The sequence below is a fragment of the Sphingomonas profundi genome (genome assembly GCF_009739515.1).
GTDB classification, from domain to species: Bacteria; Pseudomonadota; Alphaproteobacteria; order Sphingomonadales; family Sphingomonadaceae; genus Alterirhizorhabdus; species Alterirhizorhabdus profundi.
The window spans coordinates 3,656,999-3,681,502 of the sequence record NZ_CP046535.1; the positions used below are offsets into that span (position 1 = coordinate 3,656,999).

At 66.9% G+C, this 24,504-nt stretch carries 25 protein-coding genes; 12 read left to right on the top strand and 13 right to left on the bottom strand.

The window, feature by feature from the left end; all coding sequences use genetic code 11:
* Positions 1-55: 55 nt before the first annotated feature.
* Complete coding sequence (locus GNT64_RS17415) at positions 56-1,534, top strand: aldehyde dehydrogenase (RefSeq protein ID WP_197277061.1); 1,479 nt, start codon at positions 56-58, stop codon at positions 1,532-1,534.
* Between the two features lie 8 nt (positions 1,535-1,542).
* Here the strand turns inward: GNT64_RS17415 and GNT64_RS17420 are convergent, their stop codons facing one another.
* The 5 genes from GNT64_RS17420 to GNT64_RS17440 are packed head-to-tail and all read right to left on the bottom strand — an operon-like array spanning position 1,543 to position 7,348.
* Positions 1,543-2,322 carry a tyrosine-protein phosphatase gene (locus tag GNT64_RS17420; protein WP_156680666.1) on the bottom strand — a complete coding sequence of 260 codons (780 nt, stop codon included), beginning with the start codon at positions 2,320-2,322 and terminating at the stop codon, positions 1,543-1,545.
* A 6-nt stretch (positions 2,323-2,328) separates the two neighbouring features.
* The gene (locus GNT64_RS17425; RefSeq protein ID WP_156680667.1) at positions 2,329-2,805 is read right to left on the bottom strand and encodes a hypothetical protein; all 477 of its coding nucleotides are present in this window, start codon (positions 2,803-2,805) and stop codon (positions 2,329-2,331) included.
* Positions 2,802-4,049 (bottom strand): phosphotransferase family protein, encoded by a 1,248-nt coding sequence (locus tag GNT64_RS17430; RefSeq protein ID WP_197277062.1) that lies wholly within the window; start codon positions 4,047-4,049, stop codon positions 2,802-2,804. The genes GNT64_RS17425 and GNT64_RS17430 overlap by 4 nt, the downstream gene beginning before the upstream one ends.
* Positions 4,042-5,013: a DUF7064 domain-containing protein gene (locus GNT64_RS17435; RefSeq protein WP_156680668.1), complete on the bottom strand. Its 972-nt coding sequence runs from the start codon at positions 5,011-5,013 to the stop codon at positions 4,042-4,044. Before GNT64_RS17435 ends, GNT64_RS17430 begins: the two co-directional genes overlap by 8 nt.
* Before the next feature lie 28 nt (positions 5,014-5,041).
* The gene (locus GNT64_RS17440) at positions 5,042-7,348 is read right to left on the bottom strand and encodes a TonB-dependent receptor (protein WP_277873279.1); all 2,307 of its coding nucleotides are present in this window, start codon (positions 7,346-7,348) and stop codon (positions 5,042-5,044) included.
* Here GNT64_RS17440 and GNT64_RS21635 point away from each other — a divergent pair.
* Positions 7,230-7,571, top strand: a complete 342-nt coding sequence (locus tag GNT64_RS21635; protein WP_197277064.1) for a hypothetical protein — start codon at positions 7,230-7,232, stop codon at positions 7,569-7,571. The two genes, GNT64_RS17440 and GNT64_RS21635, sit on opposite strands and share 119 nt — an antisense overlap.
* Here GNT64_RS21635 and GNT64_RS17445 read toward each other — a convergent pair.
* Entirely contained in the window at positions 7,568-8,581 is a 1,014-nt protein-coding gene (locus GNT64_RS17445; protein WP_156680670.1) for a DUF7064 domain-containing protein, read from the bottom strand. The genes GNT64_RS21635 and GNT64_RS17445 overlap by 4 nt on opposite strands.
* Positions 8,582-8,671: 90 nt before the next feature.
* Between GNT64_RS17445 and GNT64_RS17450 the strand changes: the two genes are divergently transcribed.
* Genes GNT64_RS17450 through GNT64_RS17460 form a run of 3 tightly spaced genes read left to right on the top strand, consistent with a single transcriptional unit; the run spans position 8,672 to position 11,432 of the window.
* Entirely contained in the window at positions 8,672-9,757 is a 1,086-nt protein-coding gene (locus tag GNT64_RS17450) for a DUF7064 domain-containing protein (RefSeq protein ID WP_156680671.1), read from the top strand.
* A 47-nt stretch (positions 9,758-9,804) separates the two neighbouring features.
* A complete protein-coding gene (locus tag GNT64_RS17455) occupies positions 9,805-10,929 on the top strand; it encodes a phosphotransferase family protein (RefSeq protein ID WP_231639075.1) in 1,125 nt (374 codons plus the stop codon).
* Positions 10,926-11,432 carry a hypothetical protein gene (locus GNT64_RS17460; protein WP_156680673.1) on the top strand — a complete coding sequence of 169 codons (507 nt, stop codon included), beginning with the start codon at positions 10,926-10,928 and terminating at the stop codon, positions 11,430-11,432. The genes GNT64_RS17455 and GNT64_RS17460 overlap by 4 nt, the downstream gene beginning before the upstream one ends.
* Positions 11,433-11,472: 40 nt before the next feature.
* Here GNT64_RS17460 and GNT64_RS17465 read toward each other — a convergent pair whose 3' ends face one another.
* Genes GNT64_RS17465 through GNT64_RS17495 form a run of 7 tightly spaced genes read right to left on the bottom strand, consistent with a single transcriptional unit; the run spans position 11,473 to position 18,583 of the window.
* Positions 11,473-12,351, bottom strand: coding sequence for an NAD(P)H-dependent flavin oxidoreductase (locus GNT64_RS17465; protein WP_338420391.1), 879 nt, complete (start codon positions 12,349-12,351; stop codon positions 11,473-11,475).
* A 53-nt stretch (positions 12,352-12,404) separates the two neighbouring features.
* The gene (locus GNT64_RS17470) at positions 12,405-13,319 is read right to left on the bottom strand and encodes an SDR family NAD(P)-dependent oxidoreductase (protein ID WP_156680675.1); all 915 of its coding nucleotides are present in this window, start codon (positions 13,317-13,319) and stop codon (positions 12,405-12,407) included.
* 11 nt (positions 13,320-13,330) lie between these two features.
* Positions 13,331-14,509 (bottom strand): acyl-CoA dehydrogenase family protein, encoded by a 1,179-nt coding sequence (locus tag GNT64_RS17475; RefSeq protein WP_231639076.1) that lies wholly within the window; start codon positions 14,507-14,509, stop codon positions 13,331-13,333.
* Between the two features lie 2 nt (positions 14,510-14,511).
* Positions 14,512-15,381 carry an HpcH/HpaI aldolase/citrate lyase family protein gene (locus GNT64_RS17480; protein WP_156680677.1) on the bottom strand — a complete coding sequence of 290 codons (870 nt, stop codon included), beginning with the start codon at positions 15,379-15,381 and terminating at the stop codon, positions 14,512-14,514.
* The gene (locus GNT64_RS17485; RefSeq protein WP_156680678.1) at positions 15,378-15,830 is read right to left on the bottom strand and encodes a MaoC family dehydratase; all 453 of its coding nucleotides are present in this window, start codon (positions 15,828-15,830) and stop codon (positions 15,378-15,380) included. Before GNT64_RS17485 ends, GNT64_RS17480 begins: the two co-directional genes overlap by 4 nt.
* A gap of 9 nt (positions 15,831-15,839) precedes the next feature.
* A complete protein-coding gene (locus tag GNT64_RS17490; protein ID WP_156680679.1) occupies positions 15,840-17,039 on the bottom strand; it encodes an acetyl-CoA acetyltransferase in 1,200 nt (399 codons plus the stop codon).
* Positions 17,040-17,041: 2 nt separating this feature from the next.
* Positions 17,042-18,583, bottom strand: a complete 1,542-nt coding sequence (locus tag GNT64_RS17495) for a hypothetical protein (protein WP_156680680.1) — start codon at positions 18,581-18,583, stop codon at positions 17,042-17,044.
* Between the two features lie 29 nt (positions 18,584-18,612).
* On the opposite strand from GNT64_RS17495, the gene GNT64_RS17500 reads away from it, so the two are divergent.
* The 7 genes from GNT64_RS17500 to GNT64_RS17530 are packed head-to-tail and all read left to right on the top strand — an operon-like array spanning position 18,613 to position 24,491.
* Positions 18,613-19,491 carry an SDR family oxidoreductase gene (locus GNT64_RS17500; protein WP_231639077.1) on the top strand — a complete coding sequence of 293 codons (879 nt, stop codon included), beginning with the start codon at positions 18,613-18,615 and terminating at the stop codon, positions 19,489-19,491.
* Positions 19,488-20,684, top strand: a complete 1,197-nt coding sequence (locus tag GNT64_RS17505) for an acyl-CoA dehydrogenase family protein (protein WP_156680681.1) — start codon at positions 19,488-19,490, stop codon at positions 20,682-20,684. The genes GNT64_RS17500 and GNT64_RS17505 overlap by 4 nt, the downstream gene beginning before the upstream one ends.
* Before the next feature lie 33 nt (positions 20,685-20,717).
* Entirely contained in the window at positions 20,718-21,248 is a 531-nt protein-coding gene (locus GNT64_RS17510; protein WP_197277065.1) for a MarR family winged helix-turn-helix transcriptional regulator, read from the top strand.
* Positions 21,249-21,262: 14 nt separating this feature from the next.
* Positions 21,263-22,021 carry a glucose 1-dehydrogenase gene (locus GNT64_RS17515; protein ID WP_156680683.1) on the top strand — a complete coding sequence of 253 codons (759 nt, stop codon included), beginning with the start codon at positions 21,263-21,265 and terminating at the stop codon, positions 22,019-22,021.
* Between the two features lie 7 nt (positions 22,022-22,028).
* Positions 22,029-22,442 (top strand): PaaI family thioesterase, encoded by a 414-nt coding sequence (locus GNT64_RS17520; RefSeq protein WP_156680684.1) that lies wholly within the window; start codon positions 22,029-22,031, stop codon positions 22,440-22,442.
* Between the two features lies 1 nt (position 22,443).
* Positions 22,444-23,235, top strand: a complete 792-nt coding sequence (locus GNT64_RS17525) for an enoyl-CoA hydratase-related protein (RefSeq protein ID WP_156680685.1) — start codon at positions 22,444-22,446, stop codon at positions 23,233-23,235.
* A gap of 20 nt (positions 23,236-23,255) precedes the next feature.
* Entirely contained in the window at positions 23,256-24,491 is a 1,236-nt protein-coding gene (locus tag GNT64_RS17530) for an acetyl-CoA hydrolase/transferase family protein (RefSeq protein ID WP_156680686.1), read from the top strand.
* Positions 24,492-24,504 lie beyond the last annotated feature (13 nt).

A 24,504-nucleotide genomic window follows, 5' to 3' on the forward strand; every position in this document is an offset into this window, starting at 1 on the left:
CGAACAGCGCCGGATTAAAGTCAACCACTTTACTAACTTTCGGGTGACGGGTAGGATGATGCGCAACGACAACAGATTGTTCGAGGATGCCGAGATGATCATGGACCGGAGCGCATTCTTCATCGGCGCGGAATGGGTCGCCCCCGCGTCGACCCGCCGCTTCGAGATCGTCGGTGCGTCGACGGGCGACGTCGTGGCGACCGTTCCCGAGGCGGTCGAGGCCGATATCGATCGCGCGGTCGCGGCCGCGCGGCACGCGTTCGACTCGACCGACTGGGCGACGCGCGCCCCTGCCGAGCGGGCCGCCGTGATGCGGCGCTTCCTGGCCGCGCTGGCGGCGCGGTCCGGCGATCTGGCGCATGCGGTGAGCATCCAGAACGGGATGCCGATCGCGCTGAGCGGCCTGCTTGAAGCGCAGTTCTCGCTCGGCGTGCTCGATTATTATGCCGGGCTTGCCGAGGCTGGTAGCAGAGACGACGTGCGGCCGTCGCAGATGGGGCGGCACACGCTTGTCGAGCGATCCGCCGTCGGGGTGGTCGCCGCGATCGTGCCGTGGAATTTTCCGGTGACGCTGGCGCTCAGCAAGATCGCGCCGGCGATGGCGGCCGGATGCACCCTGGTCATCAAGCCGTCACCCGGCACGATCCTCGACAGCTATGTGATGGCGGAGGCCGCGCTGGAGGCCGGCGTGCCGCCGGGCGTGCTCAACTGGGTGGCGGCGGATCGGGCGGCGGGCGCCTATCTCGTCTCGCATCCCGGCGTCGACAAGGTGGCGTTCACCGGCTCGACGGGTGCCGGCCGCGCAATCGCGGCGCGCTGCGGGGAATTGCTGCGCCCGGTCACGCTCGAACTGGGCGGCAAGTCCGCCGCGATCCTGCTCGACGACGTCGACCTGCCGACCTTTCTGGCGGGCGTGCCGATGGCGTCGCTGCTCAACAACGGGCAGGCCTGCTATAACGGCACGCGCGTGCTGGCGCCGGTGCGGCGTTACGGCGAGGTGGTGGATGCGCTCGCCGCGACGATGGCGTCGCTCACGGTCGGCGACGCGCTCGATCCCTCCACCCAGGTCGGCCCGATGGCGTCGGCGGCGCATCGCGACCGGGTTGAGGGCTATATCGCGCAGGGCAAGCAGGAGGCGCGGCTGGTGCAGGGCGGCGGCCGGCCGACGACGACCAACCAGGGCTGGTTCGTGGAGCCGACGCTGTTCGCCGACGTGGACAATTCCGCCACCATCGCCCGCGAGGAGATCTTCGGTCCGGTGCTTTCCGTGATCCCCTACGAGTCCGATGCCGATGCGGTGCGGATCGCCAACGACAGCGCCTTCGGCCTCGGCGGGTCGGTGTGGAGCGGAGATGCCGATCGCGCGCTGGGCGTCGCCCGGCAGGTGCAGACCGGCACGATCGGGATCAACGGCTACATGCCCTCGCTCGGCTCGCCGTTCGGTGGCGTGAAAGCCAGCGGCATGGGGCGCGAGTTCGGCCCCGAGGCGCTCGGCAGCTATCAGCAGCTCAAGTCCATCTATGTGATGGGCTGAACGCCGCGCTACGCGACCATGCGATCGCGGAGCGCGGCAAGCTCGCTCCGCGTCAGGCCGGCGGCGAGCAGATAGGCGTCGACCCCGCCATGCGCCCGCATGATCGCGGCGAAGCTCTCGGCCAGATAGGATTCGTCCACGCCCATCATTACGTCGAGCGCGTCGGCCGGCAAGGCGAAGCCGAGATGGGCGGTGGCCAGCGCCTGCGTCGCCGCGATGGCCTCCGCCGATTTGCGGATGCGGCTGGCGAGATAGTCCGCGACGATCGCATCGTACGGCACGTCGAGCGCAGCGAGGAGCACGGCAGACACGAACCCCGTACGGTCCTTGCCCGCGGTGCAGTGGATCAGCAGCGGCAAGCTACCTTCGGCGATCCGACGGAACAGATAGGCGATATGGCCAGCCGCCGCCGCCGGAAGCCCGGCATAGACGGCACGCATCGCAGCCCGCGCACCCGCCGCGTCCGGTGCCTCGCGGAGCTTCGGCCAGGGCTGGTGCTCCGGCGCCAGCGCACCCAGCAAATCGAGGTCGATGGTTTCCGTGCCGCCGGCCGCCCACCACCGATTGGGCGCGCGACGCCGTTCCGTTGCACCACGCAGATCGCAGACCAGCCGGATGGACTTGGCGGCCAGCCGGTTCGCATCGTCCTCGCCGGGTTCGAGCAGGGCTTCCGAGCGGTATATCAGCCCCGAACGGACCGTCCCGCCCGTTCGGGTAGGCTCGCCGCCCAGCGCCCGAAAGTTCGGGAACGCCGCGAATATATCCGGCGGGGCGGGCGATCCGACCATGCGGGCCTACCACGCCGGCGCAGGCAGCGTTTCGGGCTTGAGTTCGAAGCCGAACGGCCGGCACCACTGGCGCTGCTGGTCGATTATCGCGGCGCTGTGCTTGAGGATAAGCCGCTCGACCTCGACCGAACCGTCGGCCTCGGCGAAGGCGGCGATCGCCTCGCGGCCCTGATGCGTCACCTTCTCGTAGTCGGCTATGTCGGCCTCGGGCCGCGCCAGCACGGCGGTGCCCGCCTCGACGAACGCCCCCAGCGCCGCATCGCCCTCGTGCCCCAGTTCACGCGCGAGATCGAGGCAGGCGGACAATTCCCAGCGATAGTAGCGGCGCGCCTCCGGCAGCCGCTCCGCGACGAAGGCCAGCGTGGCTATGCTGAGATGGACCTGCTCGGCGACATGCTTTTCCGCGCCGGCCAGTGCCGGCGCGACCACCTCACGCAGGGCGCGCATCACGACCTGCAACTGCTTGTCGATCGACTGGATCATGCGACGACCTCCGCATAAGCGGCGCGCAGATCGGCGAGCGCGATGTAGCCCAGAATCGCGACGAAGTTGGTGACGATATCCTGGTGCGTGCCCGCCATCAGCGATGCGCGCGCCGACGATCCCAGGGTGAGCACGCAGACGAGATAGCGGTTGTAGATGCGGAAGTAGCGGATACGCTCGGGATCGACCGGCATCCCCGACGCCTCTCCATAGGCCGCGTACAGTTCCGCCTCGGTCATCATGCCCGAGGCGAGCACCGCGTCGCCATCCTCGGCGACGTGCTGGAAGGTCGGCATCGCCGCATAGGTCAGATCCTGGTGACGGTCGCCGAGCGCGGCGCCTTCCCAGTCCAGCCACGCGGTGATCGTGCCGCTATCCTCGTCGAACAGGAAGTTGCCGCTGCGATAGTCGCCGTGGACGATCGAGACGCGATCGAGCACCGGCGCGTGCGCGATCAACCAGCGATAGACCATGTCCATCACAGGCTCCTCCTCGATGCGATCCTCCTCCCAGAGACGCCGCATCGCGTTGACCTGCCGGATCACCGAGGCGTTCGATCCCACGGTCGCGCCATCGAAGCTCGGCAGGTGGCTGGCGACTTCGCTCGTGTCGATGGCGTGCAGCGTCGCCAGCAGGTTCACGAAATGCGGGGCCAGCCTGGCCCGCAGGGCGGGGCCGTAATTCTGGCCGAGGCCAGTCACCTTGGCGGCGTCGTGCGTCGGCTTCGCCGATCCGCGCGCGAAGCTGTAGATCATCGCCGGATAGGGGAGGTGGCGCGCCTCTGCATCGACCCAATAGGGTCTTGGTGCGGGAATGCGGCCGTCGACCGCATTGAGGATCTCGAACTCGCGCCGCCGGCTGGATTCGGTCACCGACGCGGCAGGCTCCATGCGGAGCACCAGCGTGACGGTCTCGCCGGGTGGCAGGCCGTTCACGTCGTTGCCCTTCAGGTCGAAGACCATCTGCAGTTTCGACGCGCCGCCCGACAGCCAGCGCGCATTGTCGATCTCGGCCGGCTCGCCTGTCTCCGCGAGGATCAGCGCGGCCGCACCCTCGACCAGGCGTTCCAGCGACACGGCGCTGTAGCCCGGGCCGTGGCGTCGCTGCATCTTGCGGGTGAGGACGACGTCGATCTCGCGTTCGGTGGGGAAACGGTCGCGGATCGCGCCGATCACCGCCTCGTCCGGCGCGCGGCGCTGCGTCTCGTCGAAGCGTAGCCGGTCGTCGGCCATCCGATCAGCCACCGAATCGATCCGCCATGCCGGCGGAGAGGAAGGCGTGGCCGGTGAAATCGGCGATGTGGCTGTAGCCGGTGCCATGCTCGCTCTCCCAGCGCATCAGCGTCTGGTAGGCGACGCTCGACGGATTGAAATTGTACCATGGTGCGGCAGCGATGGTCGTGCCGCGTGCCGCGTAGGCGATCCCGCGATCGTCCTCGAAGGTGACGTCGGCACGCGTCACCAGCATGTCCGAACGCTTGGCCGACATCCGGGCCGAGAGCAGCGGCCGGCGCTCGCCATGATCGGCGAGGAAGCCGTATTTGAACGTCTCGTAGACGATCTCCTTCTCGCGGAACACGAGCGAGAAGACGAGGAACGCGCTGAGATCGTCGTTCAGGTTGACCTGGATCCAGCTCGCGCCCTTGTTGCCCCAGTCGCGGCGCGGACCCCAGCTCTTGTCCATGCCGTCGATGCAGTCGATCCTGAACTCCCGGCCACGCAGGACGAGCGAACCGGTGATGCGGCCCTTGCTCTCCATGTGCCCGTTGTTCCAGCCGTCATAGCCCTCGACCTTGCCCTGGCCGAGCGACGGGACATGCGCGGGATCGTGCGGATCGAACGGATCGCAGATCCCGCGATAGGCCAGTTCGAGCGAGCAATTGCCGTCCAGCGACGTGTAGCGGAAGTCGCTGTCGCGTTCGTTGTGCGCCTTGAACGACAGCCCGTTGTCGAGCGTGAAATCGTCAAACCGCTCCGGACAGCGCAGGTGCATCTGCGCGTCATTATGATCGATCTGCCACGGATGAAAGCACATCCCCCGGTGGATCTCGATCGAGCTGTGGCAGATGCCGCGATTGGGGCGCGCCAGGACGTAGAGATTGCCGCTGATGCCATCGGCCGGCGACGAGAAGATGACGAACTGGGTTTCGGTCCAGTCGAGATCGTTCGGGTCGCAAGGATGGAACTTAAAATCGTCAGCGGTAATCATCGCGGAACAATCCTCTCCAGCGCCGGGCTCAGAAGCGGTATCGCGCCTCGATCAGGAAGGTGCGCGGCTCCGCCGGCACGGCGACGCTGAGCGCGAAGATGCTCGCGAAGCCGATGCCGCCCGTATAATAGGTCTTGGCGAAGGCGTTCTTGACGAGGCCCGACAGCGCCCAGCCCTTGCCGCCGGACTGTTCAAGCCCGACGCGGAAGTTGGCGACGGCGTAGCCGGGGATCTTGGTGCCGGGATTGAGCGAACGGCCGGTCGAGCTGAAGAAGTTCGACGTCTGCGCGAACACATCGCCGTGCAGCACCGCGTTCACCCGCTCCGTCACCGGCGCGGTCACGTCGGCATAGGCCAGCCCCGACCATTTGGGCGTATCGGGGTAGCTGTCATAGATGGCGATCGCCGTCGTGCCGTCGGTTCCGAGCACCGCGACGCGGTTCTTGGTGAAGCGAGCGTGGGTGTAGTTGATGTTGCCGCCCAGCGTCAGCCAGCTGACCGGCCGGATGTTGCCGTCAAACTCGACGCCGGTGATCTGCGCTTGCGGCACGTTCACTGTGGTCGCCGCGATGAACCCGTAGATCGAGCCGTAGAAGGCGCGCTGAACGTTGTCGACCCAGGTGTGATAGACGGCGAGGTTGGCGTTCACCGGCATGGTGCCGAGATAGCCGTGATATTTGGCGCCGCCCTCGACATCGGTCGCGACCTCGGGCCGGTACTCGCCGCCCGACTGATCCGCGAACCCCGGCGTCGGCGGCCCCTGATTGTTGAAGCCGCCGCTGCGGAAGCTGCGGCTGCCCTTCGCATACAGCAGCAGGTTCGACGTGACCTGGTTGTTGATGCCCGCCGTCCAGCTCAGCCGGCTGAACGTGTCCTTCTGCGGGGCGATGAACCGCCCATCGGCGTAGAAGGGCACCAGCGTCGGGTTCGCGGTCGGGCTGTAGAGATCGTTGGCGTCGCGCGCGAACGTGACCTCTTCCGAGGTGTAGCGAACGCCACCCGTCAGCTTGAAGCCCGCCAGCCCGGTGTCGAACGTGGCCTGCGTGTAGCCCGCGATCGATCGGCTGCGCGTCGTGCCGGCGTTGATCTGAACCGGCGCGCCCAGCTCGGCCTCGATGAAGCTGTTGTTCACCGTGTGGTCGCGAATATCCGCCGCATAGCCGCCGATGACATATTCGAGCCGGTCGTCGAAGATCTTGCCGAGCAGCTGGAGCTCGTCCGAATATTGCCGGATCACGCCGAAGCTGCCCAGCTCGCCCGTCTTGGCGGTGCCGCGACCGTCGATGCCGAACTGCGTGCCGTCGATATCGCCGCCGTCGAAGAACTTGGTGCGGACATAGCCGAACACATTCTTGATCGTAGTGTCCTCACCGATCTTCCACGAGGTGATGTTCGACACCACCACCTTGGTGAGATGATGGGAGTTGAGGGAGTCGACGTTGACCGTATAAGGCCCGCGCGCGCGCTGATCGATGCCGGCCTGGACAAGACCCGGGATCAGCACGTTGTTGGGGACGACCGGGTTGCCGGGCACGTTCGCGCTGGGCGGCAGCACGCTGTAGACGGGCGCCACGATACTGGTTCCGTCGTCGTTGAGATAATCGACGACGAGGCTGTTCGTGATCGTCGAGGTGGGCATGAAATCGACGCTGAGGCGGCCCGCCTTGCGATCGATCTCACCCAGCCGCGAGCCGTAGAACAGATTGGTCTGATAGCCGTCGCGCACGCGGTAGGAGCCGGCGACGCGCACCCGCAGCACGTCGGGCACCAGCGCGCCGCCGATCGCGCCCTCGACGCGCATCTCGTCAAAGCGGCCGACGCCGACCGAGCCGTAGCCGGACAGTTCCTCGGTCGGCTTGGCGGTGGTGAACAGCACCGCGCCGCCGGTGGCGTTGCGGCCGAACAGCGTGCCCTGCGGACCCTTGACCACCTGCACCGACTGCAGATCATAGAAGGCGCTCTGGCCAACGCCGCCGACCTGCACCTCGTTGACGTAGGGCAGCACCGCCGGCAGCGAGTTCGAGTAGGTATCGACAGTCTGGCCGCGCAGCGAATAGTTGAGCTGGTTGTCGTTTTGCGACGCACGCACGGTCAGCCCCGGCACCGCCACCTGGAGATCGCGCTCGGACGAGATCGCCTGGTTGGCGAGCGTGGTGCCCGAGAGGACCGACACCGCCACCGGCGTCCGCTGGAGAGCCTCGGAACGGCGCTGGGCGGTGACGATGATCTCCGTCTGGTCGCCATCGGCCGGCCGCTGCGCGGGCTGCGAGCCATCCGGCGGCGTGGCCTGCCCGCTGCTGCTTATCTGTGCGAACGCGGGAGTTCCAACGCCCAACAGCGTCGCTGCGCCAGAGACCAGCAAAGCCGTCCGCAAGGTCATCATCATCCTCTCCCATTTCCTGACGCGCCGGTTGGCCCGGGCGCTCGCGCATGCCGAACTGTCGTCGGCTGTGATCTTGGTCGTACCTGTACGTAAACGTGTTTACAAGAATTATTTGCGCCGTCGTGATCGCTCGCGCTGCCGACGGCGATCGGGCGCCAGCTTCGTCCGGATCTAGGTGCGCGCGCGGATCAGGCCGCGATTGCGTGTCGTGTAGACGCGACTCAGGCCGATCTGCTGCACGCCGTTGCCGATGAGATCCCCGTGCGCGACCCGCATCGACGCCTGCAGATAGGTGTTCGATGGATAGGGCGCCCAGTAGCAGCCGTTGACCGTGGAGTAGGTGAAGCGAAACGCCTTGCCGCGCGTGTCGACCACGTCGACCATCCCGCCCATCGGCATCGCGTTGCGATATTCCTGCGTGCCGGTTGACGAGACGACGCCGTAAAGTCCACCGTCGTCAAGCACATAGCCGCTGACATGTGGCCCGAGTGAGTCGCGCCGCGCCAGATCGTGCACCGTGAACAGGTGGCAGGTCAGCGCCTCGCCGAAGCTTGCGTGCCACCAGATCACCGCCGAATTGTCACGCTCCTCGCGCGGTCCCCAGCTCCGGTCGCCCGTATCGACGCAATCGACCCGGTAGCGTTTGCCGCGAACGACCAGCTCGCCGGTAATGCGATACGTCACATCGTAATGGCCCGACCATGACGTGTCCCACGCCGGACCGACGCGCGCGGCGGCCGTGGGATCCATCGCCGGATCGTTGATGTCGAACGGCGCATGCAGCGCGACATAGTCGAGATGAAAGCTCGTATCGTCGAACCCTTCATAGTCCACGCGATAATGGCGCGTCGGATCGACCGCCTTGATCGACAACCCGTTTTCGAGCGTGAAGGCGGTAAAGTCCTTCGGGCAGGGAAGATGCTGCATGTCGTCGACGTAGAGCTGTTCCTCCCAGAGGTCGGTGATCTTGTCCATGATCGTGATATCGACGGCGCATACGCCGAGCCGCGGCCGAGCGACGACATAGACCGTGGCATTGATATTGGCGTCCGGCACGGCGAACGGCAGAGCGAGCGTCTCCACCCAATTCCACGCGCTTTGTTCGGTGAAATGGAATTGTGCGTCCTGATCGACGATCATCCTGCGCTCTCCTGCTGCCGCCTTCTTGCCGAAGCCCGCGGCCATTCTATCTCAGCCCACAGACTAGTTCACCAGTTTGCGTTTCGCAAGGGCGTCAGGTGCGCACCGGGCAGGGGGAAACGGGCTGTCGGGGCGGTGAATCGCGCGATTGGCCGAGCAGTCAGCCATGTTCGTCATCCTGATCTCGCATCAAAACGTCTTGAACAAGAACACCGCTTTACGATAAGTCCAATGTCGTCGGACGCGCGGCAGGATGCGTCCCGGAGAGGATGCCCCATGCGCTTTGAGGATATTGTTTCGGACGTCCCGACGCTCGCGGACGAGCATGACGACCGGCACCGGCTGAGCGCCGAATCGCATGCGCGCGAGGCGGCGGCATTCATGTTCGCGCTGCCCGAGAAGGGCTTGGCGGGCTTCCTCTACCCGTGGGTGGACAATAAGGGGCTGGCCGGTTCGGCGGTGTGCCTGTTCGGCCCCTCCCTGGCCGAGCCGGTCAAGGAACGGTTCGAAGAGGTGCCCGTGCCCGATTCGATGACCTTCCACGACTGGCAGGTCAGCGGCCTGACGATGCGGCTCGGCGAACCGCATCGCAGCGTCGATCTGTCGTTTCAGGGCCAGCGCGTCCAGATCGAATGCCATTATGAGGCGATGCACCCTCCTTATGCCTTCAGCTCGCACGAGGATGGCTGCCCGTCTTACTATGCGGACGATCGCACCGAGCAACATGGCCGGCTGACCGGCACGCTGACGATCGACGGAACGCGGCACGAGATCGATACCTTCATGCAGCGCGACCATAGCTGGGGCACGCGCATCTGGGGACTCAATCAGCACTATAAGTGGTTTCACGCGACGACCGCGAGCGCTGCCGTGCATTTCTTCGAGATGCAGTCCTTCGGTCGCACGCTGCTGCGCGGCTACGTGTTCAAGGACGGTCGCATGAGCGAGATCCGCAGCGTCCGCTACGATTTCGTCTATGACGACAACATGCACCACGAATCGATCGACGTCGTGGCAGTGGACGCCGCCGGCCGTACCACCGCGATCGCGAGCAAGGTGTTCGCCAAGTTCCAGTACGATGCCGATCCGATGATCATGCTCAACGAAGGCGCGACCATCGTCGAGATCGAAGGAGAGACCGGCAGCGGCTGGTGCGAATTCTGCTGGAACATGACCTATTACCAGTTCGCCAGGCAGCACGTCGCGCAGTTCGGCAAATGACGGCGGAGCCCGACGTCGAGGCCGTGCCAGTCGGCAAGGTCGGAAATATGCGGGACATCGAGCCGGCCGTCGCCGCGGTCCTGGACAGGCGCCGGCTGCGCAAGGCCGCCGGTGTCTATCGCGCGCGCACCGAGGATGATGTCCAGGCGCGTCTCAACGCCTTTCTTGCCGAGGAGGCGCCGGGTGCGCGCGCCGATGCGCTGCAGCGGATGGGCGGCGGGGCGTCGAAGGAGCAGTTCAGCTTTACCATCGCCGATGGCGAGCATGCGGGCCGCTATGTGCTGCGCATGGAGCCGGCGCAATCGATTTCCGAATCGGATCGTCGCCGCGAGTTTGAGATACTGGACGTCTTTCGCGGCATCGTGCCTGCGCCCGAACCCGTCTGGCTCGACGCCGAGGGCGACAGGCTCGGTCAGCCGGGGGCGATCATGCGCTTCGTCGGCGGCGTCACGAAGCCGAGCCATAACGGCCGAACGGTCTCCGGGCTGGGCACGTTGCTGGGCGCTGACCTGCGTGAGCGGATCGGCCCGCAGTTCATCGATCATCTGGTCGCGATCCACGCGCTCGACTGGCGGACCGCGCATCTGCCGACGTTCCAGGTGCCCGATGCCGATCCGCAGCAGGCCGCGCGCTGGCAGCTGAACTGGTGGGCGCAGGTCTGGCGCGAGGATCGCGTCCACCCGATCCCGGCGGTCGCGATGGCCGAGCGCTGGATGCGCGAGAATCTTCCCGCCGCACACGAACTGGTGCTGGTCCACGGCGACTATCGCACCGGCAACTACCTGTTCGACGAGGAGAGCGGCGAGATCGTCGCGGTGCTCGACTGGGAACTTGCCCATATCGGCGATTTTCACGAGGACCTGGCCTGGGCGATGCAGCGTGCGTTCGGCGCCTATGAGGATGGCGCCTATCGGGCAAGCGGGCTCTATCCGCGCGAGGAGATGATCGCGCGGTACGAGGCGGCGTCGGGCCGACGCGTCGACCGCCGCACGCTGCGCTTCTACGAGGTGCTGGCGGCGTACAAGACCATCATCATCGTGCTGGCGACCGGGCTGAGATCGGCCCGCGATCACCACAACCATCAGGACGTGCTGCTCACCTGGATCGCGCCGGCGGGGCATATCTTCCACGCCGAGATGTGCGATCTTCTGCGGCAGGAGATTGCCTCGTGATCCCTTCGATCGACGATCGCCTCGACAGCATGGCGCGCGCACTCGCCGAGGTGATCCTGCCGGCGCTTCCGGCCGACCGTTCGCTGGCGATCGAGCAGGCGTCGCTCGTCCTCGCCCATATCGGCATCCTGCGCGATCATATCGACGCGGCGGCGCGCTTCGAACGGCGCGAGGCCGATGCGATGCTCGCCCTTGCACGGGACCTTTGCGACGGGGCGGCGGGGGGTGAACGCACGATGGCGGCCGCCGCTGCGCTGCGCACGGCGATCGACGCCGCCAGCGTCGACACGCCGGCGGATGCGCGCGCCACCACCTGTCGGATCGGCGAGGCGGTCGAGGCCCTGATCGACGCCAGCGGCGTCGATGGGCGTGCCGACTTCAAGGCGCGTTCGTTCGACAGCGTCGTCGCGGCGGGGCAGGTGAGCGCGGCCCGCGACCGGGCGTGGAATCAGGCCGCCGGTTTCGAGGCGGCGGACACGCAGCACGCGCCTGCAGACTGGTAATCCACGGCCAAGTCTCGACGAGATGGCTGGCCGAGCCCGGTCAGGCCGTCATGCCCATCGCCGCGCGCGCCTCTGCATAGTCGGCGACGAGCCAGTCGATATAGTCGGCCGCCGGTTCCGATCGCGTCACCGCGCCGATCCCCTGGCCCGCGCTCCAGATATCGCGCCACGCCTTGCTGTTCGAACCGCCACCGGCGATGCTGATTTCGGCGCCCTCCGCGCGCACCAGCGCCGCCGGATCGAGCCCGTTCTCCCGGATCGACGGGATCAGGAAATTGGCGTTCACGCCGGTAAAGCAGTTGGTCAGCGCGATATCCTTGGCGGCGCTGTCGACGATCATCTGCTTGAAGGCGGCCTGCGTGTTCGCCTCTGTGCTGGCGAGGAAGGCGGAGCCGATATAAGCGAGATCCGCACCGAGCACCTCCGCGGCCAGCACCGATCGGCCGGTGGCGATACAGCCGGACAGGATGAGCAGCCCATCCCACCAGCGCCGTATCTCCTGCATCAGCGCGAAGGGTGAGAGATCGCCGGTATGACCGCCGGCGCCCGCGCCGATCGCGATGATGCCGTCCACGCCCATCTCGGCGCACTTGCGCGCATGCCGGTCCTTGATGACATCCTGGAAGACCAGCGAACCATTGGCCTGTAGCGCCCTGACCAGATCGGCGTTGGCGGCGAGTGCCAGGACGACGATCGGCACCTTGTGGCGCAGGATGACATCGAGATCGGCATGGAGGCGATCGTTGGAGCGGTGCGCGACGAGGTTGATGCAGTAGGGCGCCCCGCCCACGGCCTCGCGGATACGTGCGATATCCTCGTCGAGCGCGGCGGTGCTGCGCGGATTGAGCGCGGGCATGGAGCCGATGATGCCGGCGCGGCACTGCGCGATCACCAGATCGGCGGTCGATGCGATAAACATCGGACCCGCCATGACGGGCAGGCGGAGCCGGGCGCGCAGGTCCGCCGCCAGGCTCATACCGGATCCCAGGTGAAGACGTCGCCCGATCGATGCAGCGGATAGAAATCATTGGCGAACTGATCGAACACCCGCTCGGCGATCGCCTCAGGCGTCCAGCCCTCGGCGGTGTGCGCGGTGCGGATCGGGCGCGGCTGCGAGAAGAGGTAGATCTCGTTGTTGCGAACGCCGAAGATCTGGCCCGTCACCCGCGCGCCCTCATCCGCGCAGAGCGCCACGACGAACGGCGCGATCTTTTCCGCGACGAGCTTCTTCAGGCCCTCAACGCGCTTCTGCTGTTCGGGCGTCTCGTTGGGGATCGAACTCACCATGCGCGTCCAGGCGAACGGCGCGACCGCGTTGGAGCGGACGTTGAACCGCTGCATGTCGAGCGCGATCGACTTGGAGAGGCCGACGATACCGAGCTTGGCCGCCGCGTAGTTCGCCTGGCCCATGTTGCCGACCAGCCCCGAGGTGGACGTCATGTGGACGAACGCGCCCGACGCCTGCTCCTTGAAATAGGGCGCGGCGGCGCGGCTGGTGTGGAAGCTGCCCCTCAGATGCACGGCCAGCACCGCGTCGAAATCGTCGGGCGTCATCTTGTGGAACAGCACGTCGCGCAGATTGCCGGCATTGTTCACGACGGCATCGATCCTTCCGAAATGGTCAATCGCCGTCTTCACCATCGCGCAGCCGCCGGCCCACTCGGCGACGCTGTCGTGATTGGCGACCGCCCGGCCGCCCATCGCGACGATCTCGGCGGCGACCTGCTCGGCCGGCGATCCCTCGTCTGCGCCGCTGCCGTCAAGCGCGACGCCGAGATCGTTGACCACCACCGCCGCGCCGGCACGCGCGAGATCAAGCGCGATGCCGCGCCCGACGCCGCGCCCGGCGCCGGTGACGAGCGCGACCTTGCCGTCCATCATTCCCATGGGTGTCGTCCTCAATAGCTCTTGGGCAGGCCGAGGACCTTCTCGGCGATGAAGCTCATGATGAGCTGTTCGGTGATCGGCGCCAGCCGGGTCAGCGCGGCTTCGCGGTACAGGCGCTCGACATGATATTCCTTGGCGTAGCCGAAGCCGCCATGCGTCGCCACCGCCTGCCAGGCCGCATCGTGGCAGGCGCGCGCGGCGAGGAACTTGGCGCTGTTGGCCTCGGCGCCGCACGGAAGCCCGCTATCGTAAAGCGCGGCCGCCTTCTGGACCATCAGCCACGCGCTTTCCAGATACATCCACCGCTCGGCGAGCGGATGCTGGATACCCTGGTTCATGCCGATCGGCCGATCGAAGACGGTGCGTTCCTTGGCGTAGTTGGCTGCGCGGCGCAGGGCGTCCGATCCGATGCCCATCGCCGCCGCCGCGATGAGGATACGCTCGGGATTGAGGCTGTGGAGGATGTAGCCGAAACCCTTGCCCTCCTCGCCGATCCGGTCCTCGTCGGGGATGAACAGGCCGTCGATGAAGATCGCGTTCGAGTCGACGGCCTTGCGGCCCATCTTCGGTATCAGGTGCACGTCGATCTTGCTGCGATCGAGATCGGTGTAGAAGATGGTGATGCCGTCGGTCGGCCGGCTCACATCCTCGAACTTGGTCGTCCGGGTCAGCAGCATGATCTTGTTGGCGACCTGCGCGGTCGAGGTCCAGACCTTCTGGCCATGGACGACATAGCCGCCGGGCACCTTCTCCGCGAAGGTCTTGATCCGCGTCGTGTTGAGGCCGGCATCGGGCTCGGTGAAGCCGAAGCAGCACTGGTCCTCTCCCGAAACCAGCCGCGGCACCCAGCGCGCCTTCTGATCGGGCGTGCCCTTCACGACGATGGGGTGCGGGCCGAACAGATTGATATGGATGGTGGACGAGGCGGCGAAGCCGCCGCCGCACGACGCCACCTCGCGTATCATCGTCATCGCCTCGGTGACGCCAAGGCCCGAGCCGCCATATTCCTCGGGCATGGTGATGCCGAGCCAGCCACCGTCGGCCATCGCGCGATGAAAGTCCTTCGGGAACTCTCCGGTATCGTCGCGGTCGAGCCAATATTCGTCGTCGAACGGTGCGCAGACGGCGCGCACGCCCTCGCGGATGGCGTCGAGGTCTTCCTGGGTGGGGAGGGGGCGGGAATCGCTCACGGTCATTCTCCGACGGTGGCCAGCGTGCGCCTGGCGGCCTTGAGATGGGGGATGTCGTACATCTTGCCGCCGATGCCGAGCGTGCCGGCATCCGGCTGCGCGGCAAAGGCGTCGACGATCAGGCGCGCCTCCGCGATCTCCGCGTCGGACGGCGAGAAGCAGCGGTTGATCGTGGCGACCTGATCGGGGTGGATCGCTATCCGGCCGACGAAGCCGTCGCGGCGGGCGTCCCGGCACGATCGCTCCAGGCCGGCATCGTCGCGGAAATCGGCGTAGAGCGTGTCCAGCGGCGCGACGCCGGCCGATGCGGCGGCGAACAGGCATTGCGCGCGGGCGACCTGATAGGGAAAGGTCCAGCTTCCGTCGTCGCCCTTGTTGCCGGTCGCGCCGATCGCGGCGGCGAGATCCTCGGCGCCCCAGGTCAACCCGACGAGGCGCGGATGCACCGGCGCGTAGCTGCCGAGCGCGAACATCGCCGCCGGCGTCTCTGTCGCGACGACCATCAGCCTGACGGTGCCGATCGCCATCCCCGCTTTCTGCTCCAGCGCGTCGAGATAGTGGCCGATCTGTGCGATATCGTGGGCGCCATTGGCCTTGGGGATCAGCAGGCCGTCGAGGCCCGGCTTCACCACCGCCGCCATGTCCGCCAGCGTCAGCCCGGTATCGAACGGATTGACCCGCACGAAGAAGGCGAAATCGCGGGGCGCGGTGTCGTCCAGCAGCGTGGCCACCGTCGCGCGGGCCTCGTCCTTGCGCGACGGCGCCACCGCATCCTCCAGATCGAGGATCAGCACGTCGGCACCGATGCCGCGGGCCTTGGCGAACTTGCGTTCGCTGTCGCCCGGCACGAACAGGAGCGAACGCAGCTTCATGCCGGCCGCGCCAGCATCAGCGCGGATCGCGTCGTCCGGCACACCACCTCGTCATGCTGGTTGAGCCCGACATGCTCGAAGGTGACGATGCCCTGACCCGGGCGAGACTTGCTTGGCCGCAGCGCCTTGACGGTGGTTTCGGAGCGGATCGTGTCGCCCGAGAATACCGGCTTCGGGAACACCGTATCCGTCATCCCGAGATTGGCGACGGTGGTGCCGAACGTCGTATCCTGCACCGACAGGCCGACCACCAGGCCGAGCGTGAAGATCGAGTTCATCAGCGGCCTGCCGAACTCCGTCGAGGCCGCATAGGCGTGGTCGATATGGATCGCCGCCGGATTGTACGTGAGCGACGAGAACAGCATGTTGTCCATGTCGGTCACGGTGCGGCGGATCTCGTGGACGAACACGCGCCCGATCTCGAATTGCTCGAAATACAGTCCTGCCAAGACAACCTCCTAGTTCAGACGACCGAGAATCGAGACGGCGGCCACGCTGTTGTACGGCGACCCCCCCAGATTGTGAGTCAGCCCAAGATCGACCTTGCCCCGCTGGCGGGCGCCGGCACGATCCTGAAGCTGGGTGTAGACTTCATACGCCATGCGCAACCCGGATGCGCCGACCGGGTGGCCGAAGCATTTCAGGCCGCCGTCTATCTGGCAGGGCAGGGCGCCCTCGCTGTCATACCGGCCATCGAGAATGTCGAAGATCGCGCGGCCGCCATCGGAGAGGCCAAGATCCTCCATCGTCACCAGTTCGGTGATCGAGAAGCAGTCGTGCACTTCGGTCAGCGAAAGCTCGGCGCGGGGATCGGCGATGCCCGCCTCGGCATAGGCGCGCCTGGCGGCGACCTGCGTGTTGCGCACCGAGGCGCCGTCCCATTCGCCATATTGCATCTCCCAGCCATTGCTGGCCGAAAGCTGGATCGCCTTGATCGTCACCGGATTCATGCGACCGAGCGAACGCGCGATCTCCGGCGTCGTCACGATCGCGCACGCCGCACCGTCGGACACGCCGCAGCAATCGAACAGGCCGAGCGGATCGGCGATCATCGGCGCGTTCAGGATCCTGTCCATCTCGACGGGCTTCTGCAGATGCGCCTTGGCGTTGCGGGCGCCGTTCTGGTGGCTCTTCCATGAAACATGCGCCATCGCGCGCTTGAGGTCGGCAGGGTCGACGCCGTGTCGCGCGGTATAGGCGCCGGCCAACTGGGCGAAGGTGCCGGGCGCCGATCCGTACGGCATCCACAGATCGTTCGCGAGGCCCTTGGTGCGCAGCGGCAGGCCGCCATAGCCCGTGTCCTTGAGCTTCTCGACGCCGAGTGCCAGCGCGATGTCGACGGCCCCCGCCGCCACCGCATAGGCCGCCGCGCGCAACGCCTCGGTGCCGGTCGCGCACATATTCTCGACGCGCGAGACCGGGATCGTCTCCAGCCGCAGTGCGTGCGCCAGCGGCAGCGCGCTGTTGCCGACGTTGATGTCGTCCAGCGCGTTGCCCACCCACGCCGCTTCGATCCGGCTGCGTTCGATGCCGGCGTCGGCGATCGCCTCGGCGAACGCGTCGACCATCAGATCCTCCGGCCCCTTGTCCCAATGTTCGCCGAACGCGGTGCAGCCCATGCCGATGATCGCGACGCGATCCTTGATCCCGGTGGCCATGATCAGTTCTCCAGCAAAGGCCGCGCGGCGGGCGCGGCCTTCCAGAAATAGGTGCGGAAACCGCGCCGGCGATCGATCGACTTGATCCGCAGCCGCATCCGCAGCGCGTCGCCGACGGTGAAGCCGGCCGCATCCGCGTCGACCAGCTCCATCGGCAGACGCGCGCCATTGTCGAACTGGACAAGCCCGAACCAGAAGGGCGGATCGGGCGTGTAGTTGAGACGATCGGCAGTGACCGAAACGAGCGTCGCCGGGCAATCGGCCAGCCGCACGTCCGTCATCGCTTCCGGGCCGGCCGCGCCGGGTCGAACGGGGATGCGGCTCTTGGGGAATTGCACGTTGCCCGATTCGTCCCGACCGCCGATGAAGCCGATCGTATCGCGGCCATGCCGTTCCAGAACGGTGCCCTGCGCCTTCTGCTCGGTCTCCGAGCGGACGCCCCAGTCGAGATCGATCTCCCCGGTCAGCGACAGGAAGCGCACATAGTCCTGCGTGACAAGGCCGGAACCCAGCATCGCCACGGCGTCCGCCGCGCCCGTCACCTCTCCGGTGATCTCGAAGACGAGCGCGTCGCAGCCCGAGCCGAACCCCGCGACAAGGACGATGTCGCCGGGCGAGGATGCGGCGAAGGCCAGTGCCATCGCATACAGGATGTGCGCCGCGCCGAGATCGCCCGCCTGCGCATCGAGCGCGCCGGCATGGTTCGTGGCGGTCATGCCGGTGAGGCTGGCGATGTCCCGCCACATGCCGCCAAGCGGTTCGTGGACGGCCGCGTGGATCACCGCCGACGGCTCGATCCCCGCCGCCGCGCAGGCCGCACGGATCGTCGGCGCGATCACCTCGCGCGCGGCGGTCTCGCGCACGAAGCGTTCCTCATAGGCGTATGGCGTCGGCATCTCGCGCGAGGCGTACATGTCGACCAGATCGTGCGACAGGCTGGCATGGCCGATCAGCCGCGCGCCACCGGCATCTCCGACCCGCGCGGCGGCGCCGCCGTCGCCGAAGGCGAGATGTTGCGGGCTGCCGGCGCGAGCGGGGCGCCGTTCGCCGGCAGCGACAACCACTTCACCATTTCCCAGCAGCGCGTCGAGCAATGCCGACACGGCACAGCGCCGGGACCCGGCGACGTCGTTCGATCGCGTCGTGGCGGGCCATCCCAGCGCCTCCAGCGCGATCGCCGCGTGCGCGCGCTCGTAGAAGGGGGCAGAGGTCGAGGCGAAGGCGAATCGATCGATCGGCCGATCGCCGCCGAGTCGCCGCGCGGCCTCGACAGCGAGCGTGAGCGCATCCTCGTCCCATCCGGCGATCGCCCGGCGCCCGCCGCCGCGGCCGCCAAGGCCGGCGAATCGCAGCGCCTTCGACGCCGCCGCCCGATCGAGACGGAGCATCGGCAGATATCCGCCGACGGCCGATATGAATCTCTCGGTCATCCTCACCGCTTCTGCTGTTCGACACCCGCTTGTTGACAGGATCGAACATACTTGTAAACAGGTTGACGGACGGAAGCGATGGCGTTCAGCCGCGCACCGGGAGGGGACTGCCACACGTGAGCATCGCTATTTTTCTGGATGACGTGCTGGCCGGCAAGTCGGTCCTGGTGACAGGCGGCGGTTCCGGGCTCGGCAAGGAGATCGCCAGGGCGCTCGTCGCCAAGGGCGCGGTCGTGCATATCTGCGGGCGCCGGGCGAGCGTGCTCGAAGCGGCCGCGGCGGAGATCGGGGGCGCGGTGCACTGGCACGTCTGCGATATACGCGATGCCGACCAGGTCGACCAGTTGATGGACGCCATCTGGGCGGTGGGCCCGTTGACCTGCCTCGTCAACAACGCCGCGGCGAACTTCATCGCGCCGACCAAGGACCTGAGCCCACGCGGATTTCGCGCGGTGACGTCGACCGTGATGGACGGCAGCTTCCACGTCACGCTCGCCGCCGGCAAGCGCTGGATCGCCGAGGGCATCGCCGGATCGGTCGTCAGCAATCTGGTGACATGGGTATGGACGGGATCGGCCTTCGTCGTGCCCTCCGCGATGGCGAAGACCGCGCTTCATGCCATGACGATGTCGCTTGCGGTGGAGTGGGGACGCTACGGCATCCGGCTCAACGCCACCGCTCCAGGGCCGTTTCCGACCGAGAGCGCCTGGGAGAAGCTCAGTCCCATTCCCGGCGCGAAATCGAGCGCGACGAGCGACGATACCGTTCCGCTCGGCCGGTTCGGGGAAATGGCCGAGCTGCAGAACCTGATCGTCTTCCTGCTGTCCGACGGTTGCAGATACCTGACCGGCCAGACGATCGCGATCGACGGCGGGCAGCATCTCGCCGGCCCCGGCACGTTCGCCGACCTCACGAGCATGACCGACACCCAGTGGAACGATGCGCGTGACGCCATCCGCCGCTCGACCGAACGGGACAAGGCCGAGCGCGCCGCCCCTGCCAACGAAGGAACAGTCCGGTGATCGAACGCCGCATCTTCAACGAAGAACATGATATGTGGCGCGAGACGGTTCGCCGTTTCGTCGAGAAGGAGATCGTGCCCTACCACGCGCAGTGGGAAGAAGACGGCATCGTCCCGCGCGAGCTGTGGCTGAAGGCCGGCGAGGCCGGGCTGCTGTGCTGCACCGTGCCGGAGGAATATGGCGGGCTGGGCGCCGACTATCTGTTCGACGTGGTCGTGTTCGAGGAATTGTGGCGGGTCGGCGCCAGCGGCCCGGGGTTCCTGATCCATACCGATCTCGTCGCGACCTACATCAAGAGCTTCGGCACGGAGGAGCAGAAGCGCCAGTGGCTGCCGCGCATGGTGAAGGGTGAGGCGATCGGCTCGCTAGGCATGACCGAGCCGCACGCCGGCAGCGATCTGAAGGCGGTGAAGACCCGCGCGGTGCGCGATCCCAATGCCGCGCCCGGCGACAACGACGCCGATTTCATCATCGACGGGCAGAAGGTGTTCATCTCGAACGGCCAGCTGTGCGACGTCCTCGTCCTCGCGACGAAGACCGACAGCGCGGCGGGAGCGAATGGCGTGTCCCTGTTCCTGGTGGATGCGACGACACCCGGCTTCAATCGCGGCCAGAACCTCGAGAAGCTGGGCATGAAGGCGCAGGATACGTCGGAGCTGTTCTTCTCGGACATGCGCGTGCCGGCCTCGGCGATGCTTGGGGCCGAGGGTCAGGGTTTCAAGCTGATGATGACCAAGCTGTCGCAGGAGCGGCTGGCGCAGGCGATCCGATCGGCGACCGTCATCGAGGAGATGATCCAGTGGACGGTCGACTATACCGCCGAGCGCCAGGCGTTCGGCCAGTCGATCGGCGACTTCCAGAACACCCAGTTCGTACTGGCGGATCTCAAGGCGCGTTCGGTGATGGCGCGCGTCTTCACCGATCGCTGCATCGAACTGTTCATGGCCGGCGAGCTCGACTCGGTCGATGCCGCGATGGCCAAGATGACGACGGCCGAACTGCACTGCGAAACCGCCGACAAGTGCCTCCAGCTGTTCGGCGGCTGGGGATATATGTGGGAATATCCGATCTGCCGGGCCTATGCCGATGCGCGGATCGTCAAGATCGCGGGTGGCTCGATCGAGATCATGAAGACGATCATCGGCCGCGACATGTTCAAGGGCAAGCTCAACCCCAAGCCCAAGGCGGCTTGAGGCCGGTTCATGATAGGCGCAAGGCACCCTCTTTTGGCCGCGTCGCGCGGCGACGTTTCGGGTAACAGCCTCTGGCTGCGCTCGATCAGGGGAGATGTCGTGCCCAAGGATCTTAATACCAACCTTCGTTTCGGTTTCCTCATTCACGATGTCTCGCGGCTGCGCCGGATCGTCGTCGATCGCGCGCTCAAGCCCGTCGGCATCACCCGCTCCCAATGGTGGGTGCTTGCCTTCCTGTCGCGCCGCGACGGAATGACCCAGACCGCGCTGGCCGCCGATCTCGACGTCACCAAGGTCGGCATGGGCGGCCTGATCGAGCGCATGGAAAGCGCGGGTTATGTCGAGCGCCGCGCCGATCCGCGCGATGGCCGGATCAGGCGCGTCTACCTCACTTCGGCCGGCGCGAAGCTGGTCAACACGATCCGCGTCAACGTCGGCGAAGTGGAGGACGAGATCCTGTCCGACGTTTCCGACGAGGCGATGCAGACTACCGCCGAAACGCTGGTGACGCTCAAGCGCAAGCTGCTCGCCATGTCGGGCGGCGACACGGACGATGACGATTGACAGGAGGATGAAGCGTGCAGGGACTTGAAGGCAAGGTCGCCATCGTCACGGGCGGCGGGCAGGGGATCGGTCGCGCGCTGACGCTGCGGCTGGCGGCCGAGGGGTGCAAGGTCGCGATCTTCGATCTGAAGCCGGAGGCGGGCGAGGAGACCGCCGGGCTGGCCGGCGATGCGACCGTCAAGACCTATGCCGTCGATGTCGGCGATCAGGAGCAGGTGCAGGCGGCCGTCGCCGCTGTCGAGGCGGATCTCGGCCCGGTCTGGGCGCTGGTGAACAATGCGGGCTGGGATCAGCCGGCCCCGTTCCTCGCCACCGAGAAGCCGCTGTGGGACAAGATCATCCGCATCAACCTGTATGGCGCGCTCTACACGCATCATGCGGTGGCACCGCTGATGGTGGCACGCGGCGGCGGGCGCATCATCAATATCGCGTCGGACGCGGCGCGCGTCGGCACCAGCACCGAGGCCGTCTATTCGGCGTGCAAGGGCGGCGTCATCAGCTTCACCAAGTCGATCGCGCGCGAACTGGCCTCCAAGAACGTGCTGCTCAACGTCGTCTGCCCCGGCCCGACGAACACGCCGATGATGGCATCGGTGCTCGGCGAAGGCGAGCGCGCGGTGAAGTGGAAGGACGCCATGGTGCGCGGCATCCCGCTGAAGCGGATGGGCGAGCCTGACGACTATGCCGGCATCGTCGCGTTCCTGGCGTCCGACGATGCGAGCTTCATCACCGGGCAGACCTTCTCGGTCGCCGGCGGCATGAACATGATCTGATCGTACCGTGGCGGAGGATGTTCCCGACGGATTTGTACGTGCCGATCCCGGACCCGGCTTCGGGGCCGATTTCGGCGCGGTCTATCTCGACCGGGGCCGTGGCCGGATCGGCTTCCGCGTGACCGCGCGGCACGGCAATCCCGTCGGCGCCTGCCACGGCGGCGCGATGGCGACGTTCGCCGACATGCAGCTCATGGCGATCCGTGCGGGGGCCGAGGAAGGCCGGCCGCACAGCCCGACGATCAGCCTGTCGCTCGATTATCTGGCGCCGGCGCCGGTCGGCGCGTGGGTGGAGGCGGCGGTCACGCTCGTCAGGGCGACCCGAACGATGCTGTTCACCCAGGCGGTGATGACGGTCGACGGCGAGGCCGTCGCGCGCGCCACCGCGATCTACAAGAATCCCGAGAGGAAAGGAGCCTGACATGGCCGCACCGGAGTTCGAAGACATCATCTACGAGGTGCGCAAGCGCGCCGCCTGGATCATCATCAACCGCCCTAAGCTGTACAATGCGTTCCGCGCGCAGACCATCGAGGAGCTGATCGCGGCGTTCAAGCTCGCCGCCGACGACAAAGGCGTGTCCTCGGTCGTGCTCACCGGCGCGGGGGACAAGGCGTTCTGCACCGGCGGCGACCAGTCCGCGCACGAGGGGCAGTATGACGGGCGCGGCATCGTCGGCCTGCCGATCGACGAGTTGCAGTCGATCATCCGCGACATCCCCAAGCCGGTGATCGCCCGGGTCAACGGCTTCGCGATCGGCGGCGGCAACGTGTTCGCCACGCTCTGCGATCTCACCATCGCCGCCGACACCGCCAAGATGGGCCAGGTCGGCCCGAAGGTCGGCTCGGTCGATGGCGGCTGGGGCACGGCGCTGCTGGCGCGTCACGTCGGCGACAAGAAGGCGCGCGAGATCTGGTTTCTCAACGAGCAATATACCGCGCAGCAGGCGCTGGAGATGGGCCTCGTCAACAAGGTCGTGCCCGCAGCCGAACTGGACGCCGCGGTCGACGCGTGGACCGACACGATCGGCGAACGCTCGCCGACGGCGCTGGCGCTGGCCAAGCGCTCGTTCAACGCCGACAGCGAGAATATCCGGGGGATCAGCCAGATGGCGCTCAACGCCGTCAAGCTGTTCTACGACACCGCCGAATCGAAAGAGGGTGTCAACGCCTTCAACGAACGCCGCAAGCCCGACTTTCACGCTTTCGTGAAGTAAGCGACGGTAGGCGCCGGCCCGTGCCGCAGCGGATCGAACCGGACGGGCTGGCGGCGGTGCTGCCGCCGGGTGGGCTGACCCTGGTGTCGGCCTGCTCGGCGGAGTCGACGGTGCTTGCCGATGCGGTGATGGCCGCGGGCGATGCGCTTGGGCCAATGACGTTCAGCGGCATCTTCGTCGGCGGCCTCAACCGGCAGACCTGGCTTGCGAACGATCGCTGCCGGGTGCTGACATTCTTCCTGACGCCCGAACTGCGGGCGGTGGCTGATCGCGTCGAGTTCCTGCCGCTCTGCTATCGGGATATCCTGGCGGAACTGCGTCGGCGCAAGCCCGCCGCGGCGCTGTTCATGTGTTCGCCGCCCGATGCCGACGGGATGTGCAGCTTCGGCACGGAGGTGGCCTTCATCGCCGACATGTGGCGCGACGTGCCCGTTCGGATCGCGCACATCAACCCGCTGATGCCGCGGACATCGGGCGATCCCGGCATCCCCTTCGCTAGCCTCACCGCCTATATCGATGCCGGGCAGCCGTTGGCCTGCCTGCCCGCAGCGCCCGCCGACGCGACAGCGGCGGCGATCGCCGGCCATGTCGCGCCGTTCGTGCGCGACGGGGCGACGATCCAGACGGGCCTGGGCAAGATTCCCGATGCGGTGCTGCGCGCGCTGGTCGACCGGCGGGCGTTGCGCATCCACACTGGCCTGATCGGCGACGGCGTCCTCGCGCTGATGGAGAGCGGCGCGATCAGCGATCCCGGCGCCGCCACGGTCGGCGTCGCGATCGGCAGCGAGCGGCTCTACGCCGCGCTCGGCGATCCGGTCTTCCGGTTCCGCCCCGTGTCGGTGACGCATGGGCAGGACATATTGTCGACGATCGACGATCTGGTGACGATCAACTCGGCGATCGAGGTGGATCTGTTCGGCCAGGCCTATGCCGAACTGACGCCCAAAGGCCTGATGTCGGGGCCGGGCGGCGCTTCCGATTTCGCGCGCGGCGCGCGCAACGGCGGCGTTCGGATCGTCGCGCTGCCCTCGGACGCCGCCAACGGACAAATCGCCCGGATCGTCACGCCGGGAAGGGCAAACGGTCCGGTCTCGCTCGGCCGGATGGATATCGACGTGGTGGTGACCGAACATGGCGCCGCCGACCTGCGCGCGCTGACCTACGAGGCCCGCGCGCAGGCGCTCATCGCCATCGCACCGCCCGCCCATCGCGATCGTCTGCACGCCGAATGGGCCGATTACTCGAAGCGACTTTAAGGACAGGAGGCCG

Excerpts from the sequence above, each read along its gene's own strand:
- GNT64_RS17415 (WP_197277061.1), top strand. The coding sequence starts at position 56 with ATGATGCGCAACGACAACAGATTGTTCGAGGATGCCGAGATGATCATG.
- GNT64_RS17420 (WP_156680666.1), bottom strand. The coding sequence starts at position 2,322 with ATGGTCGGATCGCCCGCCCCGCCGGATATATTCGCGGCGTTCCCGAAC.
- GNT64_RS17425 (WP_156680667.1), bottom strand. The coding sequence starts at position 2,805 with ATGATCCAGTCGATCGACAAGCAGTTGCAGGTCGTGATGCGCGCCCTG.
- GNT64_RS17435 (WP_156680668.1), bottom strand. The coding sequence starts at position 5,013 with ATGATTACCGCTGACGATTTTAAGTTCCATCCTTGCGACCCGAACGAT.
- GNT64_RS17445 (WP_156680670.1), bottom strand. The coding sequence starts at position 8,581 with ATGGCCGCGGGCTTCGGCAAGAAGGCGGCAGCAGGAGAGCGCAGGATG.
- GNT64_RS17455 (WP_231639075.1), top strand. The coding sequence starts at position 9,805 with ATGCGGGACATCGAGCCGGCCGTCGCCGCGGTCCTGGACAGGCGCCGG.
- GNT64_RS17465 (WP_338420391.1), bottom strand. The coding sequence starts at position 12,351 with ATGTTTATCGCATCGACCGCCGATCTGGTGATCGCGCAGTGCCGCGCC.
- GNT64_RS17470 (WP_156680675.1), bottom strand. The coding sequence starts at position 13,319 with ATGGGAATGATGGACGGCAAGGTCGCGCTCGTCACCGGCGCCGGGCGC.
- GNT64_RS17480 (WP_156680677.1), bottom strand. The coding sequence starts at position 15,381 with ATGAAGCTGCGTTCGCTCCTGTTCGTGCCGGGCGACAGCGAACGCAAG.
- GNT64_RS17490 (WP_156680679.1), bottom strand. The coding sequence starts at position 17,039 with ATGGCCACCGGGATCAAGGATCGCGTCGCGATCATCGGCATGGGCTGC.
- GNT64_RS17525 (WP_156680685.1), top strand. The coding sequence starts at position 22,444 with ATGGCCGCACCGGAGTTCGAAGACATCATCTACGAGGTGCGCAAGCGC.